This window comes from Bacillus sp. es.034, from assembly GCF_002563655.1.
GTDB lineage: Bacteria > Bacillota > Bacilli > Bacillales > Bacillaceae_B > Rossellomorea.
Genome location: NZ_PDIY01000001.1, coordinates 2,265,380 through 2,284,419 on the forward strand (window position 1 = coordinate 2,265,380; position 19,040 = coordinate 2,284,419).

Sequence of the window (19,040 nt, forward strand, 5' to 3'; positions counted from 1 at the left end):
CATGATAGCCGATCCTTTTTAAGGGTCGGCTATTTATATTCGTTTTCCTATCATATTCCTCCTTTCCGTTTCATAAAGTGATAATGGCATTGTTTACTATTTCTTTGTTTGGAACCTGAAAGGAGGAATTTTCTTTGTCACAAGAACAACAATCGTGCTTACGATTTTCTTTGGAAGAATCAATTTGGTTCAAAAAAGGACAGGAAGTTGAAGAATTGCTATCTATCTCCTTAGATCCTCATATAACGATACAAGAACAAGAACAGTACGTACTTATCAGGGGAAGCCTCGATTTGACCGGTGAGTATTTACCGACTGCATTCAGGGAAGAAGAGGAAGATGAGTTCGAAGCAGGCGGGAAGTTCGTTCAGACCGTGGAAAAGCGGGAGAAGGGTGAATATGAATTTGTCCATCGATTCCCAGTGGACGTCACGATCCCAAAAAATCGGATTGCGAACCTTGGGGATATTGATGTGTATGTTGAGTCCTTTGACTACATCGTCCCTGAAAATGCCTGTTTAAAGCTGAATGCGGACTTGACCATCACCGGTATCTACGGTGAACAGCAGGCTCATACTCCTCTTGAAGCAGAGTATGAAAGAGAAGAAGAATTCGAGCCCCTTTACCGCTCAAGTGCCGTAGCCCAAGCAGAAGAAGTGGAAGAGGCGGAAGAAGAAGTAGAAACCGAAGAAGAAGAAGAAAGAGAAGAAGTGTACGAATACGAAAACTATGATGAAGAAGAAATCACGGGGTATGTTGAAGAAGAAGAGGAAGAAGAGGACCAGGATGACGAGTATCAGCCGTTTAACCTGGAGGGAAGGACTCCACCGGCTGAGCAGGAAGATGAAATTCCCGTTCAGATTCAATACGATACCCAGCCGGCTCCTTCCTATGAGGAAGTCGACTACCGGAAAGAGAATGTTTTCCAGCTTCCCCAGCATGAACTGAGTGAGTCGTCTGAGGAGCAGCATGCTGAACCGAAGGCCGCTTATACTCCTCCTCCAGCTCCTAAGTACAAGGAGCAGGAGATGGAAGAAGAAGAGTCCTCTTCCTCATCAGCCGTAGAAGCGGAGATGGAAGAGGAGGAAAAGGAAGAAAAGAAAAAGACGAAGGGCAAAAAGAAGTATGAATCCATTTCATTGACTGATTTCTTTGCCCGGAAAGAAGAAGAACGGGGAGCGACTCTTCGGGTATGCATCGTCCAGGAGGGAGAAAACCTGGATTATATAGCTGAAAAATATGATTTGACCATTCCGCAGCTTTTAAGGGTGAATCAACTCGAAGCGAATCAGGACGTATATGCCGGTCAGGTTCTATATATCCCGAACAGCGAATTCGTTTTCAAGGGATAAAGGAAAATAGCAAGGTCACTCCCATCAGAGGACCAAAAAGAAGAGTCAATGTATCATAGTGGAAATGACGGGGCTGACACCAAATTCATTGGGGTTGGTCCGTTTTTTTTTATAAAAGTAATCGTAGAAGGTGAGAGAAATGGCGCAAACGCTGGAGGGATTAAAGCCTGTCTTGCAACCTTATGGGGTTGAACCTCATTTTGTTGAAAGCTACGGAAGGATTTCGAAGGTATTTTCAAACAAAGGCACTCTGGCCGTCAAACAGCTTCCAGCCCAAAATGGCGTGGACTTCGTCCGCAATGTACAAATGCTGTTTCAGCGGGGATATAATCGGATCGTCCCGATTTATCCCACCTTGGATGGCCGCTATGCTGTGTGGAGTCAAGGGGATTTATATTACGTCATGCCGTGGCTGATGAACCAGGAAAGAGAAGATCAGTTTGAAAAGCACCAGAAGATGTTCAGGGAATTGGCGAGGCTCCACACTCTTTCTTCACAAGAAGTGAAGATCGATAAGGAAGAGAGAGAATCCCATTATGAGCAACTCACGTCGAGATGGGATAAAGAGCAGGCGTTCCTTGATGAATACGTGGAAGCTTGTGAAAAGACCACGTACATGTCCCCCTTTCAATTTCATTATTGCATGTATTACAAAGATGCCTCACAAGCGTTGAAGTTTTCCCGTAAAATGCTGGATGAATGGTACGAGGACACGAAGGAGCTCGAAAAGGTAAGGACCGTGATCACCCATGGAAAGGTTTCGACGGAGCATTTTTTATTCGATGAAAGGGGTTTGGGGTATTTTCATAACTTTGAGAACTCCAAGATGGCGTCTCCCTTTCATGATTTGCTTCCGTTTTTGTCGAGAACATTGAAGACCTATCCTAAATATTATGAGGAATGCATTGAATGGCTCACCACCTACTTTCAGCATTTTACCGTCCGGAATGAAGAGCGGCTCCTGTTCATGAGCTACCTGGCATATCCGAGCTCGGTCATTGCCGTGGTGGAAAAATACTTCCATACCCCGAAGGATAAGCGGAATGAACGGAAGTCCCTGAAGAAACTGCAACGTCATTACTGGTTATTGAAAAATACCGAGTATGTGGTCATGCGTCTGGATGAGATGGAGAAGCAGAAGAAGGAGCAGGCCGAGCAGGCTGAATAAAAAAAGGACTGACGAATCCACTTTTCGTCAGTTCCTTAAATCCAATCAAAGTATATGGCGAGGCCGATACCGATAAACAGGGTTAACAGAAGGACGTCAAACGTGGTCGGGAGCAGAATCGTGCGGATGCCTTGAAAGATGGTAAAGGGTATGATGAATTGCTTACATATTAATCGGGCGTTCCCCATCCATTTCTGTAACGTGTACTGGTTGATTTTTTTCATCATCTTCCACTCACTTTCCTGGGTGTATTCACTACTTTATCTTATGAAGCCGGGATGGAATGGTGCCTATGTATGGGCAAAATGAATATTTTTCAATGAAAATGCCAATAATGATTGACGAAAGTTTATCTTATCTATACTATAATGAGTAAATAAATAATCATGAAAAGCAATGAACAGGAAGAGTACATTGATTCTTACGTTCAGAGAGGAAAATCGTTTGCTGAGAGATTTTCTACGATAAGACATTGGAAGGTCGCCTGAAGAGCTGTTTCTATGAAATGAGAGTAGTAGAAGCCGGTTAAAAGCCGTTATAATCGTCGAGAGTTCAGGAGGCCTTTTTCTCCTGAGAAAAAAGGTGGTACCGCGAATGGAATCCTTCGTCCTTTTCACAGGACGGGGGATTTTTTTATTTTTTTTAGAACGATATAGGAGGAAATTACATGGAAACTCAAGATCAACAATTATCAATGCCGACAAAATATGATCCGAATGCCATTGAACAGGGCCGGTACAAATGGTGGCTCGAAGGCAAATACTTCGAAGCGACAAACGATAAGGAAAAGGAACCTTACACCATCGTCATCCCTCCGCCGAACGTTACGGGGAAACTTCATCTTGGTCACGCATGGGACACAGCGCTGCAGGACATCCTGACAAGAATGAAACGCATGCAGGGATACGACGTACTATGGCTTCCGGGTATGGACCATGCAGGGATTGCCACACAGGCAAAAGTAGATGAAAAACTCCGTAGCCAGGGGATTTCACGCTATGACCTCGGTCGTGAGAAATTCGTGGAAGAAACGTGGAAATGGAAAGAAGAATATGCCGAGCACATCCGCCAGCAGTGGGCGAAAGTCGGGCTCGGGCTTGATTACAGCCGCGAACGCTTCACACTTGACGAAGGGTTATCAGATGCGGTTCAAAAGGTGTTCATCGATCTTTACAATAAAGGTTTGATCTACCGCGGGGAATATATCATCAACTGGGACCCTGCGACAAAGACGGCATTATCCGATATCGAGGTTATTCATAAAGATGTACAGGGTGCGTTCTATCATATGAGATATCCACTGGCTGACGGAAGCGGGCACATTGAAATCGCCACAACCCGTCCTGAAACGATGCTTGGTGATACGGCGGTAGCGGTACATCCGGAAGACGACCGCTACAAGCATTTAATCGGGAAAAAGGTTACCCTTCCAATCGTAGGGCGTGAAATCCCGATCGTAGGTGACGATTATGTGGATATGGAATTCGGTTCCGGTGCGGTGAAAATCACACCTGCCCATGACCCGAATGACTTTGAAATCGGGAACCGTCATAATCTTGAACGCATCCTTGTGATGAATGAGGATGGTACGATGAACGAGAAAGCTAATAAATATAACGGCATGGATCGTTTTGACTGCCGCAAGCAAATCGTGAAGGACCTTCAGGACTCAGGTGTATTGTTCAAGATTGAAGAGCATATGCATTCGGTTGGGCATTCGGAGCGTAGCGGGGCGATTGTTGAGCCTTATCTATCAAAACAATGGTTTGTAAAGATGGATTCCCTGGCAGAAAAGTCAATTCAACTTCAAAAAGAAGAAAATAAAGTAAACTTTGTTCCGGACCGTTTTGAAAACACATATCTTCGCTGGATGGAGAATACACGCGACTGGTGTATCTCCCGTCAGCTATGGTGGGGACACAGAATACCTGCCTGGTACCATAATGAGACAGGGGAAATACATGTAGGAGAAGAAGCTCCTGAAGATTTGGAAAACTGGACACAGGAAGATGATGTACTGGATACATGGTTCAGTTCTGCACTATGGCCGTTCTCTACATTAGGCTGGCCGGATACAAACGCAGAAGATTTCAAACGTTATTATCCGACAAGTACCCTTGTAACAGGCTACGATATCATTCCTTTCTGGGTTTCCCGGATGATTTTCCAAGGGTTGGAGTTTACTGGAGAGCGTCCTTTCAAAGACGTATTGATTCACGGTTTGGTTCGTGACGCTGAAGGAAGAAAAATGAGTAAGTCTCTTGGGAATGGTATTGACCCGATGGATGTCATCGAAAAATACGGTTCCGACTCCCTTCGTTACTTCCTGACAACGGGAAGTTCACCAGGACAGGATCTTCGCTTCTCATTTGAAAAGGTTGAGTCGGTTTGGAACTTTGCGAATAAGATCTGGAACGCATCCCGATTTGCCCTAATGAACATGGGTGGCATGACATACGACGAAATCGATCTATCAGGTGAGAAGTCTGTTGCAGATAAATGGATCCTTACCCGATTAAATGAAACGATTGAAACGGTGACACGCCTTGCAGATCGTTATGAGTTCGGTGAAGTTGGACGCTTACTATACAACTTCATCTGGGATGATTTCTGTGACTGGTATATTGAAATGGCGAAGCTGCCTCTATATGGTGAAGACGAAGCGGCCAAGAAGACGACACGTTCGATCCTGGCATATGTACTCGACAACACCATGAGACTATTACACCCATTCATGCCGTTTATTACCGAGGAAATATGGCAGAACTTGCCGCATCAAGGCGAATCCATCACTGTAGCAGCATGGCCGACAGTTGACGATAAGCTGACAGACAAAGCGGCTGCAGAAGAGATGAAGCTGCTGGTTGATATCATCCGTGCCGTACGGAATGTTCGTGCCGAGGTGAACACGCCGATGAGTAAACAAATCAACCTGATGCTGAAAGCCAAGGATGCAAACACCCTGACGATCATCGAAAAGAATCAATCATATATCGAGAAATTCTGTAATCCGGAAAAGCTAGAGATGGGTACGGATCTTGAGGCACCGGAAAAAGCGATGACGGCAGTCGTGACAGGCGTGGATCTGTACCTTCCATTAGAAGGACTGATCAATATCGAAGAAGAAATCACACGTCTTCAAAAAGAACTGGATAAATGGACGAAGGAAGTTTCCCGTGTCCAAGGCAAGCTTAACAATGAAAAGTTTGTAAGCAAAGCCCCTCAGAAAGTAGTCGACGAGGAAAAAGAGAAAGAAAAAGATTATTTAGAGAAACAAGCGACTGTGAAAGCCAGAATTGAAGAGCTTAAATCGGTTTAATGTGACTGAATAAATAGAAGGTAAGGAAGAGGGCTTTAAAATCGGGTCTGATTGATAGGGGGGATCCCTCATCAATCTGGCCTGATTGGGGCCCTTTTTCTAATGAAGCCTGTGTGGGAGTGAAAAAATTGATGAATTATGAACAAGCTGTCGCGTGGATCCACTCAAGACTCAGACTTGGGATCAAGCCGGGATTGATGCGAATGAATCATCTGCTGGAGGAACTCGGGAACCCTCATCAAAAGCTGAAAACCGTCCATATTGCCGGTACGAATGGAAAAGGGTCCACGGTTACCTATTTGAGGAATGTGTTACAGGAAGCAGGATATACAGTCGGAACGTTTACCTCTCCTTATTTTGAACGCTTCAATGAACGGATCAGCATGAACGGAGATCCTGTCAGCGATGGGGATTTGTCGCGTCTTGTCGAAAAGATCAAGCCTATCGCGGAAATGATGGAACAATCGGAGTGGGGCGCGCCATCAGAATTTGAAGTCATTACGGCCATGAGCTTTTATTATTTTGCCGAATTGCAACCCGTCGACCTTGTCCTATATGAGGTTGGGCTCGGGGGAAGACTGGATTCGACGAATGTCATCATTCCCATGGTTTCCGTGATCACGAGCATCGGAATGGATCATATGCAGTTTCTTGGTAACAGGTTGGAAGATATCGCATTTGAGAAAGCGGGAATCATCAAGCACAGGGTACCGGTCATTTCAGGGGTTCATCAGCCTGAAGCAAGGAACGTAATCAAAGAAACAGCCCTTGAAAAGGAAAGTGATGTATTTCAACTTGGGCAGGACTTTACTGCAGTGCGTGTCGCCTTATTGGAAAAGGGAGAAAGATTCGAGTATACATCTCCCGTGCAGCATGACGTGTTCGACCTTTCCATGATCGGAACCCATCAAATCAATAATGCAGCCCTTGCCATAAAAGTCGTCGAGCTCCTTGGGAAAAATCAGGAGATGAAAATAGAACTGGAGCACATCAAGACAGGATTAAAGAAGGCATCATGGCCGGGGAGAATGGAGGCATTATCAGATACACGTGAGATTTATATTGATGGTGCCCATAATCCAGAAGGGGTGGATGCCCTCGTGAAGACAATCAACGAACGCTTCCTTCATAAAAAGGTGACCGTCCTTTTCTCGGCACTTCATGATAAAGAGTTAAGACCGATGATCTCTCAATTGGAAGAAGCCGTGGATGACATCGGATTTACGACCTTTGATTTTCCGAGAGTGGCATCGGTTGAAGAACTTTACGAAGCTTCTTCGCATCCAAATAAGGCAAAAGTCCACAATTGGAAAAAGTATCTTGAAGAGAAAATCGCCATCATGGAAGAAGATGAAGCCCTGCTCATAACCGGCTCCTTGTACTTTTTATCAGAAGTAAAACCATATTTACTTCCTTTATTGGAAAATTACAGAAAAAAGTAAGTGACTTTATTCAGGTGCTTTGATAAAATATTCTTAAACTTGTGACTATTTAACTAGTATAGTATGATCAGACTATATTAAATTCATGGAAAACCTATGGGGGATAGATATGACGTTACCATTGAAGAAAAAGCTGTATATATTGCTTGCATGGCTTGCGGTTGTACCGGCTGGTTTATATTTTACATATCAATACTATCCTCCTGAAAATATTGCAGGGAATGAGCTTGAGTTTATCACATTGGTGGCATTTGCCACTTTTATTCCCCTGATGCCCATCGTGATCAACGGTGCGACCATCTTCTTCATCCAGTGGGTGACACTCGTCGGGTTCATCAAGTATGGTCTATTTATTGAGATCGTTTTGATGCAGTTCTCCATCATCCCCTTGCTCATCAGGCTACGGGTGACGAAAAGCGACTGGCACAGGATCCCATTGAATTCACTGATGTTCTTTTTGGTTTCATACATCAGTGGGCTGATCTATTTTATGGTGGGAGGGGAGATCGCCGAAAGGGAACTCAGTCAGCTGATCCTACCGATCCTTTGTTACCAGATCGTATCCATTATGATCAATCAGGTCCTCCTCCTTGTCTATCATCATTATGTGGCTAACAATGACGTGCGTTTTTACAGTAAAGACTTTGTGTGGGATTTCACCGCCAATATGATCATGTTCCCTCTTTCTCTCTCACTTTACTATTTGACATTTGAACTGGGAGCGTTTGCCTCGTTGCTGATTGGAGTCCCGTTTGTCAGTCTCTCCATCATCTTAAAGCTCTACAATTCATCCGAGAATATCAATGAATACCTCCAAAAAGCAGGGGAAATCGGGCATCAACTCACAGAAAGCCTCAAGGTCAAAGAAGTCCTGGATATTTTCATCGAGAAGATCATCGAAACCCTTCCTGTCGAATATGCGTATATCCTCGACTGCCATGAGGAGGGGTTGGTGCTTCTCAGACGTTTTGAAAATGGGGAAATGAAATCGAATAACCTTCGTCCCCTCCAGAAAAATCAGGGGATCAGCGGAGTGGTCTGGGAAACGGGGAAATCCGTCCTGTATACGTCCCGGTCGGAATGGACCGATATCGCCGAAGGCTATATGCCGGAGGATGTGGAAAGCGTGTTATGCGTGCCAATCGTCAGGAGCCAGAAGGTGAGAGGTATCCTTCTCCTCGCTTCCTCCAAAAAGAAAGCGTATGAGAAATTCCAATTAATGATCGTCGATATCCTATGCTCCTATTTCGGGATTGCCATTGCCAATGCAAGGCACCATGAACGGACGAAAAAGAACAGTGAACGATGCGCCCTCACTGGCCTATACAATTACCGCTACTTCGAGGATCTCCTTTCCATGGAATACAATCATCTCGAAGCAGGAAAGAGAAAGACCCTGTCCCTCATCATGCTGGATCTTGACCACTTCAAAGTGATCAATGATAACTACGGTCACCAGAGTGGTAACGAAATCCTCATACAACTGGCGGAACGCTTGCGTGCATTGATTTCGACTAAAGGAACCGTCGCAAGATACGGCGGGGAGGAATTTGTGATCCTCCTTCCCGACACGGAACGGGAAGAGGCACTCCGCATCGCAGAATACGTCAGGGGCACGATTGCCAATCAGCCGTTCACTCTCCATGACAGCCTGGACGAATCCAACAAACAGATAATGGTCAGGATCACGGCGAGCATCGGCGTATCCACCGCACCCCAGGATGCAGACGACACCATGGCCCTCATCCGTCATGCCGACCGGGCCCTTTATACTGGGGCGAAGCAGGCGGGGAGGAACCGGGTGGCGCAGTATGTGAAATAGAAAAGCTGGACACCTTCCTTTGAAGGTGTTTTTTGACGGGGAAAGGGTAACTATGACTTTTACTCTATTTTTTAACCATATATGCTGATAGCAGCTTTCCATTTTCCTCTATATATACTAAAATAGTAGTAGTCGAATTTTGTTATTTTTCATCGAATCAATCATGAAATGGAGGAGTGAATGTGATTGATTTAGTAGTGTTTGCAGTCGTGGGCTATTTATTATTGCTCCCTGTTGTCGTGTTCACCCCCATAAAATGGACCTTTAAGCACAAAGTTCTGATTTCTACAGGGGCTTTTTTCCTTACTTTATTGTGTTTAGTGATCAGCAGCGTTATTCCTCTTTATCAGGTAATGGTTATATTCGCTTTATTACTGCTTCTTAGTACCTACTTCCTTGAAACAAGATTAAGACCTTTATTCCTTCATTCCTCGAATACATCTGAAAATCATTTCGAACCGTACAGCAAAGAAAAGAGTAAACAAGAAATAATGGAAGAGACTGGTCAGGATCCTATTACTCTTCCAAAGGTAGAAAGTGGGGTTGAAAAGGAAGGGTTTATAGAAGAAATTCCTTTAGGTCTAATTTCAACCGTAAACTCTATGGAAGAAAATCTGGATGAGGACTTGAATAAAGAAGGAGAGAAACACCCGATCCATTCTTCTCAAACGGATGGGGAGGAACTGGATGACTTCGAATTGCAATTACAAGATTGGGACTCTTTTTCAAAACAAAGAGTTCCCTCATCAGCTAATACGATTCCCTCTTCAGGACCTTCTAAAGAAGAAGAGGAAGAATATAATCGATTATTTTTCGAGTCAAAGAATTAAACGAAACTAGTTAAAAAGGGGCATCTCTGATGGGCAAAACGTTTCCATTTACGAAACTATCCGTTTTTTTTGTGTTATGCAGCATTTATGTGTTCGGTTTTGCTCATTTGGGAGCTTTTGCATATGATCGTTTATTTTCGCCCAATCAGGCCTTCCTAGAGGGTACAAAGATTGGAAATATCGATGTATCCACCCTATCTTATCCAAAAGCAGAAGACGAAATAAATCACAAAATAGAGGAGTGGAAGGGAAATCAGTCCATGACCCTCTCTTATATGGACACAATCATCCCTTTAAACTCCAAATTATTTCGATTCGATCCTGCCGCGTCCCTTCAGGAAGCGACTCAAGGAGGGGAAGCCCCGCTTTTGGTCAGCTTGGACGGACTTGATTCCCTTCTATCTTCAAACGAAGTGAATACCAGTATGCTCGATTTAGAAGGACTTGGGCAAGAGATCAGAGAACATGCAGCGAATTTAGATGATACTGACGAAAACCTTCCTATCGAAGATTTTTTCATTCAGTCTGATTCCATTGAAATCATTTCTGAAATCAATATGGAAGGGATAACATCCACTCCTGGACTGCAGAATCTATTTGATACATCCGAAGAAATAGAATTAGAAGGAAGCTCCTCGTTTTCTCTTTTGACATTCTTGAACGAAGAAGCTTTTACAGGCATGTCCAATCAAGAATTAAGTACTTTTGCGTCCTACTTATATCAGTTGATCCTGCCAACGAACTTTGAAGTGATCGAGAGAAACCAGGGAAGGGAACTTCCAGAAGATATTGATCTGGGGTTTGAGGCATACGTCAATCAGGATCAGGGTGATGATTTTATTTTCACCAATCCAAATGACGCTGTGTATAAAATTATACTGAATAGACAAGGGGATAGTTTTTCACTAGCCCTCACTGGTGCAGAGATGCCGTATGAGATTATCGTAGACCGTCGGAATGAGCAAACGTTCAAACCGAAAGTGATTAAACAGTACAGCCCTTATCTAAATAAAGGGGAAGTAAAGGTAAAAGAAGAAGGACGTAACGGCATGAAAATTGAAGTATGGAGAAGTTTCGAAACAAAGAACGGAGAACTTCTTAAGGAAGAAAGAATTTCTGAGGACTTTTATCTTCCGGTCTTTATAGAAGAGATACATAGCATGAAGGACTATGTGGTGGAGAAACCAGAACCCACAGCTGAAACAAATGAGAGTGCATCGGGTTCCCAGAATGAAGTTGTACCCGCTGGGGAAAGTTCTGATCCAACAGATCAATATGGTCCTGCAAATCCCAATGAAACAGAGGAGAATGCCTCACCTGAAAATGCAGATGGTGAGGATGTTCTTCCATCAGAAACAGATCTTTCATTGTCAAATATGAAATAAAAAGAAGTCAGGTGGAATATCATGGCCCAAGAGAGGAAACGATTAGGGGACTTATTGGTTGAATCAGGTTTGTTAACGGAAGAAATGCTTCAATCCGCCCTGCGAGAAAAAGGAAAAGAACAGAAACTTGGAGATGCTATCTTACAAAAAGGGTATATAACGGAGCAACAGTTAATCGAAGTGCTCGAATTCCAGCTCGGTATTCCACATGTCAGTTTATTCCGGTATCCGTTCGATCCCAAGTTGTTCCATCTCATCCCAAAAGAGTTGGCCAAGCGGAATTTGATGATCCCTTTAAAAAAAGAAGGAGATAAGCTTTTTGTCGCCATGGCGGACCCTATGGATTTCTATGCGATTGAGGATTTGCGATTGTCCACGGGATTCTATATTGAAACAGCGATCGCAACAAAAGATGATATTCTGCGATCGATTAATAAGTATTATGATATGGATGAAAGCTTTGAAGAGCTGAAAGGGTTGGAAAATGATCGTCCTCAGTTAGAGGATGAAACATTAACAGATCAGGATTCGCCCATCGCCAAATTAGTGAATCAATTATTGTCAAACGCCATGACTCAAAAGGCAAGTGATATTCATATTGATCCTCATGAGACAAAAGTACTTATACGCTACCGGGTGGATGGTATTCTGCGAACGGATAGAGCCCTTCCTAAGCACATGCAAAGCATGTTGACGGCCCGGATCAAAATTATGTCTCAATTGGATATCACAGAACACAGAGTCCCTCAGGATGGAAGGATCAAAACAAATATCGATTTTCGTCCCATTGACATAAGGGTGTCCACGCTTCCGACTGTTTATGGAGAAAAAATCGTCCTCCGTATACTGGACCTGAGTTCCTCCTTGAATGATTTGGGTCAACTTGGATTCAACAGCTTAAACCTGAAACGATTTCAGGAACTGATTGACCGGCCGACCGGAATTGTCCTTATTACGGGGCCGACCGGTTCAGGTAAGTCATCCACTCTTTATGCCGCTTTGAATAAGCTGAATAGTGAAGAAGTCAATATTATTACCGTTGAAGATCCAGTAGAGTATCAATTAGAAGGAGTAAACCAGATACAGGTCAATTCAAATGTTGGTCTTACTTTTGCAACAGGTCTCCGGTCCATACTGAGACAGGACCCCAATATCATCATGGTGGGGGAAGTGCGCGATCGGGAAACGGCGGAAGTGGCGATACGGGCCTCTTTGACGGGGCATCTGGTTCTCAGTACCATTCATACGAATGATTCGTTAAGTACTGTGACCCGTCTGATCGATATGGGGGTCGAACCCTTCTTGGTTGCCACATCCGTCAGTGGAATAGTGGCTCAGAGACTGGTCCGGAAAGTGTGCAGGGATTGTGCACGAGAAGAAGCACCTTCCAACAGGGAAATAGAGATCTTTGAACGAAGGGGCATGACGATTGACCGGATTGTCCGGGGCCAAGGCTGCGCGTCATGCAACATGACCGGCTATAAGGGCAGGATGGCCATTCATGAAGTACTGGTCGTAAATGATGAAATGAAAAGGATCATCATGAACAATCAATTTCTTAACACATTAAGAGAAGTAGCTTTAAAAAATAAAACTATTTTTCTTCTGGATGATGGATTGTTTAAAGTCAAGCAAGGATTAACCACGACGGAAGAAATTCTGCGAGTAGCAATTGAGTAAAGAAGGTGTATGGCATGAAGGAACGAATCGATCAATTACTACGGGCAGCATATGAATTAAAGGCTTCGGATATTCATTTAACGATAGGATCAGCTCCGGTATTCCGCATTCATGGTGATTTGAAAAGGTACGGACAGGGACCATTGAAACCTGAAGATACGGAGGTCATGGCAAGAGCCATAATTCCTGAACATCTGTGGATGGATTTCAAGGAAAGGGGAGAGCTGGACTTTTCCTATGCTTTACCGGGCGTTTCGCGCTTCAGGGTGAATGCCTATTTTCAACGCTCCTGTATTTCCATCGCGTTGCGGGTAGTGCCAAGAAATATCCCGACCCTGGAAGAGCTCAAGCTTCCACCCGTCATCATGAAAATAGCCGAAAAACATCAGGGGCTGGTGTTGGTGACTGGTCCTACAGGAAGCGGGAAGTCGACTACCCTTGCTTCCATGATTCACTATATGAATCAGACCATGAGGAAGCATATCATTACGCTTGAGGATCCCATCGAATATTTACATAAGCACGGCTCTTCCTTAATCGATCAACGGGAAGTCGGGTTTGACACTAAGTCCTTTGCCTACGGTCTCAGAAGCGCCTTAAGGCAGGATCCCGATGTCATTCTCGTTGGGGAAATGCGGGATCTGGAAACCATACAAACCGCCATTACGGCAGCCGAAACCGGGCATTTAGTTCTGGGGACACTTCACACATCCAGTGCGGTTTCGACAATTGAACGAATCATCGATGTCTTTCCTGCAGAACAGCAATCCCAGGTTCGCGTCCAGCTTGCATCCGTCCTTCAGGGAGTCATCGCTCAACGCCTGCTTCCTACGGTTAATAAGGAGGGAAGAATCGCCGTGACGGAAATCCTTCTGAATACTTCAGCAGTGGCCAATCTGATTAGGTCGGAGAAGATCCACCAGATCCCGACGGTTATGCAAACCTCCAAAGCACTTGGGATGGAATTATTCGAATCGAATGTAAGCAGATTCCTCCACGCGGGTATTATTTCCAAAGAAACCGCTTTACCGTTTCTCAAGGAGAATAGTTAACCATGGCCAGATTCAAGTACGAGGGACGGGATAAAAAAGGGAAGAAAAAAGGTCAAATAACGGCCCCTTCCAAAAAGGAGGCCATGCTTCGCCTGAAAAATCAAGGCATTCGCATTATTTCCGTCCAGGAAATCCCGGAAACCCTTTTGACAAAAGAAATCACATTCGGGAATCCTGTTAAGCTTCAGCATCTGGTCATATTCCTGAGGCAATTTTCCACCCTTTTAAAAGCGGGGGTGACAGTGGTGGACGCGACCCGTATACTGAGCAGTCAAACAGAAAGCAAAGCCTTGACAAAAATCCTCATGGACATAGAAATTGAGCTGAAGGAAGGACATCCACTCTCTGAAGCATTCGGAAAGCATCAGAAAGTGTTTGAGCCTCTCTTCATCAATATGCTGAAAGCGGGGGAAGCGACGGGTAGTCTGGATGAAACCCTAGAAAGACTGGGAGATCACTATGAAAAACAGCATGGAACACGACAAAAAGTGATCGCAGCCCTTTCCTATCCTGCTGTCGTCGGGGTCATTGCCATCGGCGTTGTCATTTTTTTACTTGCTGCCGTGGTTCCCACCTTTGTGGATATGTTTGACGATTTCGGGGGAGAATTACCTTTAATCACCCGCTTCGTCCTTGGGGCAAGTGAAACGGTCCAGAGGTTCTGGTATGTGCTTTTGCTCCTAGTGATACTTAGTATCACGGGGATCGGGATGGTGCGGCAAAGAAAAGAAACGAAATACTACCTGGATTATTTTATCCTGAGGATCCCCGTCTTCGGTAAATTGATTCAGAAAGCGGTTCTCGCCCGAATGACCAGAACGTTGAGCTCCCTTTTTTCAAGCTCTGTCCCTATACTTCAGTCTCTGGCGATAGTGGAACGGGTCGTGGAAAATGAAGTGATGGCATCGGTTCTAAAGGAGTCAAGGGAGTCATTGGAAAAAGGTGGGACATTGACGGAGCCAATGAAAAAACATTGGGCCTTTCCACCCCTGGTTTCCCAGATGATTTCGATCGGTGAAGAGACGGGCTCACTCGACAGCATGCTTTCGAAAGTGGCCGATTTTTACGAAAAGGAAGTCGAAAACGCAACGGATCAATTGAAAGCCCTTATCGAACCACTGATGATCGTCCTGTTAGCGGGTTTGGTAGGGACAATTGTCACAGCGATTATGGTGCCGATGTTTGAAATATTTAACAATGTCCAAAATTTCTAGCAATTTTGATAATATTTTACACATTTAGACTTATCTTTTATTTTCCCTGATGTATAATAAAGATAGATTAAAAGAGTACTAAAGTACTACATATGATAATGAGGAGGAAAAAAGAAAATGTTGAAGAAAATGAAAAAGATGTTGAAGAATGAGAGAGGTTTGACACTGGTCGAGCTTCTTGCCGTCATTGTGATTTTGGGGATTATTGCGGCGATTGCGGTACCGAGTATTGGAAACATTATTGAGAAGTCACGTGAAGATGCGGTTAAAGCAGAGGGAATTCAAGTATTAAATGCAGCAAAGCTATACGTTTCTTCTGAAAAAATCACTGAAGGGACAACATCAATTGGTGCTGATCAGTTAAAAGATTATTTAGATAATAATGGAGATATCATGCAAAGTGGTTATACAGTATCAATTGAAGAAGACAATAGTTTGGCTTTAACAGGCAAAGGTAAAAAAGGTAGTGTCGAAATCGACTTTACAAAAGCAACTATCAAAGACATTAATGATTCAGCAAAAGGGGCTACGTCCATCCCAGAAACTGAAACAGAAACAAAAACAAAACAATAATATTCTATGGTTATACTAATCACTCTCTACGCACTCCTCCTAGGCTCCTTCTACAACGTAGTCGGCCTCAGGGTGCCATTAAAGAAATCCATCGTAAAGCCAAGGTCGAGCTGTCCTTATTGTGGTCATCAATTGACTGCGATCGAGCTGCTTCCTGTCTTTTCTTATCTTATTCAAAAGGGGAAATGCCGCCGCTGTCACGGGCGCATTTCTCCTTTATATCCGTTTATGGAAGCTTTGACTGCTGGTCTTTTTGTACTAGCTTACATAGAGTTTGGAATACACTGGGAACTGCTTGTCGCCTGGACCCTTATTTCATTGTTCATCATCATCACGGTTTCTGATTTGAAGTATATGGTCATCCCTGATAAAATCCTTCTGTTTTTTTCTGGACTGTTTTTAATGGAGCGCCTGGTCATTTCGCTGACTCCCTGGTGGGACAGCTTGATAGGAGCTGCAGCCGGCTTCGGACTTCTGCTCCTTATCGCCGTTGTGAGTAAAGGCGGCATGGGCGGAGGGGACATCAAGTTATATGCTGTAATCGGCTTTGTTGTGGGATTAAAGGTCATGATTCTTTCCTTTATGCTTGCAACTTTCTTCGGGGCAGTCTTCGGATTAATCGCATTGGCGTTCAAATTGATAGAAAGAGGGAAGGCGATTCCATTTGGTCCATTTATCGCCCTTGGCACCATTCTTGCTTATTTGTATGGTGATGTCCTTTTATCTGCCTATCTATCGTTTTTCTATTAATGTAAAGAAAGGGTTCATTTTATGGGATTTTTATCGTTTCTCTCTGCTAGCCAAAAAACATCCAATATTGTATTCACAGACAATTCCATCCGCTATCTAGAGTTGAAGCATACTTCGCCTCTACTTGTTCAAGCATACGGGGAGCGCACACTTCCTGAAAACATCATTAAAGGCGGGAAAATCATTGATGAACAGACTCTGTCATTTATTTTAGAAGAATGTGTAGAAGAGTGGGGGTTGAAAGGAAGATCCGTGCGATTCATCGTTCCGGATCCGTTTGTCGTTTTGCGAAAAGTAACCATTCCCGAGGATATTAAGCAGGATGAGATAGAAGGGTATCTGTTCCTTGAAATCGGCACTAGCATTCATTTACCTTTTGAGGATCCCGTCTTCGACTATGCCATGACAAACGAATCTGAAGAGAGTAGGGAAGTCCTTTTGGTCGCATCGCATCAGGATGTGGTGGATAGCTATAAAGATCTCCTGGAAAAGGTCAAACTGAAACCGATAGTGGCTGATATTTCTCCCCTCGCTCTTTATCGATTATCAATCGAGAGGGGAACAATATCCCCACAGGAACACACGATGTTCCTTCATTTTGATGAAAAATTATTAACGGTTTCGATTTTTCTTGGACATCAACCGATCTTTACAAGGCCTATTGTGTTGGAAGAAAATAACCAGGATGTATTGATGGAAGACCATCTTGCCTGGAGAAATGTAGAGGAAGCCTTTAGTGAAATCGAAAAAGTCATGAACTTTTATCAGTATTCCCTTCACAAAGGAGAGTTTTTTGTGGAAAGGGCTCTGATTAGTGGTGATCACCCGAACCTGCGAAAGATTGAATCTTCTCTTGAGGATAGACTGAACATTCCTGTGCAATATCAATCTCTGAAAGAGATAAAAACTGTAGAAGACGGAAGGATTTCTGATAAGTTTGTCATCGCCCTGGGTCTTGCGTTAAAAGAGGTGCAATATGTTGAATCTCATTGATATTAATCTATTGCCTGAAAAGGAAAAGAAAGGACCCGTTTTTGTTTATTCTTTGGCCATCATTCTTCTATTATTCTTAGTAGGTTCCCTTTATTTCTTTTTCTCTCTCCGAAGTGTTCATATGGAAACGGAAAGCACAGTTAGAAGCATTTCCCAAACGGAGCAGCTCATTGAAGTCCAGCAAACAAAGTTGCTTGATTCAGAATCCACCCAAGGAATGAAAGATCTCGAAAGAACGGTTGAATCGATGATGGACTATCCGGTCAAAACCGTACCGGTTCTTAATGAATTAATTTCTTTGCTTCCTCCCCGAGGGTTCATCCAATCATTGGAGTATAGTGGTAGACAAACGATCAATGCCTCCATCCAATTTGATTCTTCACGAGAAGCAGCCTACTATCTGCATCATTTAAAAGAAGTGGAGTGGATCCGGGAAGCGGAAGTTCTTGAAATGAATACTGAGACCACAGCAAGTGAAAATATGCTTTCGGCTGATAATGAAGTGGCTCCAAGGTACCTAGTCGAGTACTCCCTGACACTGGATTCGAAAAAGCTTCAAGAGTCAAAGGAAGCGGAAGAAACCTCATTAGAAGAGGGGGATGAAGAATGATTTCCTCACTGACTAAGAAAGAAAGGCTGCTATTGATCGTGAGTGCATTCGTATGCCTGTTTTCTCTGTTTCTCTTTTATTACTTTGTCTATTCTCCTCAACAAGACAGGTTGGAAATGAAACAGAAGGAATTAAAGACAGAACAAAAAATTCTATCAGCAGTCGAAGCGAAGACAGAGCAGATTGAAACTCATTCGTACAAAGATATTCATACTTTGCAAAATCAAATTCCCGTTGAACCGTTAACAGAACAGATTATCCTGCAACTAGAGAAAGCGGAAGTATTATCTCAAAGTGAGATACAATCCATCAATTTTGCAAAAGAAGATTTTGCTTATTCAAGTGAAGAAAATGATGATAGCCTCGAGGGGGATTCACAAGGTTCTTCAAATCCACAAGAGTCTGGAAATGACCATTCAGGGGTCAAAAGATTGCAAATGACAATGACTGTACAATCGGAAAACTATTTTGAGATGGAGAAATTCATCCATGAATTAGAAAATCTTCCGAGGATTGTTGAAGTGAATCAACTTTTGATCCAGGGCAGGGAGGAAATGAGTCCCGTTTTGTCGGAAAAGGGTCCAGAGCCACTCATTTTTCAACTTGTGGCATCGGCCTTTTATATACCGGGTCTATCTGACTTACAAGACGGTCTGCCATCGATTGATAGTCCGGCTCCTTCATTGAAGAAGAATCCATTTATCCAGTATACGGATCCTTCGTCGGAAGACGGAACTGCCGAAAGGCAAGCTGACACAGCCTTTCCAGATAACTAAAAAATTTGACGAAAACCTCTTAGGACAAGACGACAAAAGTCTTGTTCTTTTTTTTATGGGATGTGATAGCATGG

16 protein-coding genes and 1 other annotated feature are annotated in these 19,040 nt (G+C 43.7%); of the genes, 15 read left to right on the plus strand and 1 reads right to left on the minus strand.

Annotation, left to right across the window (positions count from 1 at the left end; translation table 11 throughout):
* Positions 1-134: 134 nt before the first annotated feature.
* Both spoVID and ysxE read left to right on the plus strand, forming a co-directional pair.
* A complete protein-coding gene (spoVID, locus tag ATG71_RS11495) occupies positions 135-1,352 on the plus strand; it encodes a stage VI sporulation protein D (RefSeq protein WP_098439719.1) in 1,218 nt (405 codons plus the stop codon).
* Between the two features lie 139 nt (positions 1,353-1,491).
* Entirely contained in the window at positions 1,492-2,520 is a 1,029-nt protein-coding gene (gene ysxE, locus ATG71_RS11500; protein WP_098439720.1) for a spore coat protein YsxE, read from the plus strand.
* A gap of 35 nt (positions 2,521-2,555) precedes the next feature.
* On the opposite strand, the gene ATG71_RS11505 is transcribed toward ysxE, so the two are convergent.
* Positions 2,556-2,744 (minus strand): hypothetical protein, encoded by a 189-nt coding sequence (locus ATG71_RS11505; protein ID WP_034760497.1) that lies wholly within the window; start codon positions 2,742-2,744, stop codon positions 2,556-2,558.
* 163 nt (positions 2,745-2,907) lie between these two features.
* Positions 2,908-3,135: a binding site (T-box leader), on the plus strand.
* A 52-nt stretch (positions 3,136-3,187) separates the two neighbouring features.
* Between ATG71_RS11505 and ATG71_RS11510 the strand changes: the two genes are divergently transcribed.
* From ATG71_RS11510 to ATG71_RS11570, 13 genes are all read left to right on the plus strand, one after another.
* Positions 3,188-5,839: a valine--tRNA ligase gene (locus ATG71_RS11510; protein ID WP_098439721.1), complete on the plus strand. Its 2,652-nt coding sequence runs from the start codon at positions 3,188-3,190 to the stop codon at positions 5,837-5,839.
* 131 nt (positions 5,840-5,970) lie between these two features.
* Positions 5,971-7,281 carry a bifunctional folylpolyglutamate synthase/dihydrofolate synthase gene (locus ATG71_RS11515; protein ID WP_098439722.1) on the plus strand — a complete coding sequence of 437 codons (1,311 nt, stop codon included), beginning with the start codon at positions 5,971-5,973 and terminating at the stop codon, positions 7,279-7,281.
* Positions 7,282-7,390: 109 nt separating this feature from the next.
* Positions 7,391-9,103 carry a sensor domain-containing diguanylate cyclase gene (locus ATG71_RS11520; protein ID WP_098439723.1) on the plus strand — a complete coding sequence of 571 codons (1,713 nt, stop codon included), beginning with the start codon at positions 7,391-7,393 and terminating at the stop codon, positions 9,101-9,103.
* 182 nt (positions 9,104-9,285) lie between these two features.
* The gene (locus tag ATG71_RS11525; protein ID WP_098439724.1) at positions 9,286-9,933 is read left to right on the plus strand and encodes a hypothetical protein; all 648 of its coding nucleotides are present in this window, start codon (positions 9,286-9,288) and stop codon (positions 9,931-9,933) included.
* A gap of 29 nt (positions 9,934-9,962) precedes the next feature.
* Positions 9,963-11,318 (plus strand): G5 domain-containing protein, encoded by a 1,356-nt coding sequence (locus ATG71_RS11530; RefSeq protein WP_098439725.1) that lies wholly within the window; start codon positions 9,963-9,965, stop codon positions 11,316-11,318.
* 21 nt (positions 11,319-11,339) lie between these two features.
* Positions 11,340-12,998, plus strand: a complete 1,659-nt coding sequence (locus ATG71_RS11535) for a GspE/PulE family protein (protein WP_098439726.1) — start codon at positions 11,340-11,342, stop codon at positions 12,996-12,998.
* Between the two features lie 14 nt (positions 12,999-13,012).
* Positions 13,013-14,050 (plus strand): type IV pilus twitching motility protein PilT, encoded by a 1,038-nt coding sequence (locus tag ATG71_RS11540; RefSeq protein ID WP_098439727.1) that lies wholly within the window; start codon positions 13,013-13,015, stop codon positions 14,048-14,050.
* Between the two features lie 2 nt (positions 14,051-14,052).
* Positions 14,053-15,264 (plus strand): type II secretion system F family protein, encoded by a 1,212-nt coding sequence (locus ATG71_RS11545; protein ID WP_098439728.1) that lies wholly within the window; start codon positions 14,053-14,055, stop codon positions 15,262-15,264.
* Positions 15,265-15,381: 117 nt separating this feature from the next.
* A complete protein-coding gene (locus tag ATG71_RS11550; protein ID WP_098439729.1) occupies positions 15,382-15,837 on the plus strand; it encodes a type II secretion system protein in 456 nt (151 codons plus the stop codon).
* A gap of 6 nt (positions 15,838-15,843) precedes the next feature.
* Positions 15,844-16,587, plus strand: a complete 744-nt coding sequence (locus ATG71_RS11555; protein ID WP_098439730.1) for a prepilin peptidase — start codon at positions 15,844-15,846, stop codon at positions 16,585-16,587.
* 21 nt (positions 16,588-16,608) lie between these two features.
* Positions 16,609-17,580: a type IV pilus biogenesis protein PilM gene (pilM, locus tag ATG71_RS11560; protein WP_098439731.1), complete on the plus strand. Its 972-nt coding sequence runs from the start codon at positions 16,609-16,611 to the stop codon at positions 17,578-17,580.
* On the plus strand, positions 17,564-18,190 hold the full coding sequence (locus tag ATG71_RS11565; protein WP_098439732.1) for a hypothetical protein: 627 nt from the start codon (positions 17,564-17,566) through the stop codon (positions 18,188-18,190). The genes pilM and ATG71_RS11565 overlap by 17 nt, the downstream gene beginning before the upstream one ends.
* On the plus strand, positions 18,187-18,966 hold the full coding sequence (locus ATG71_RS11570) for a type II secretion system protein GspM (protein WP_098439733.1): 780 nt from the start codon (positions 18,187-18,189) through the stop codon (positions 18,964-18,966). The genes ATG71_RS11565 and ATG71_RS11570 overlap by 4 nt, the downstream gene beginning before the upstream one ends.
* The last annotated feature ends 74 nt before the right edge of the window (positions 18,967-19,040 follow it).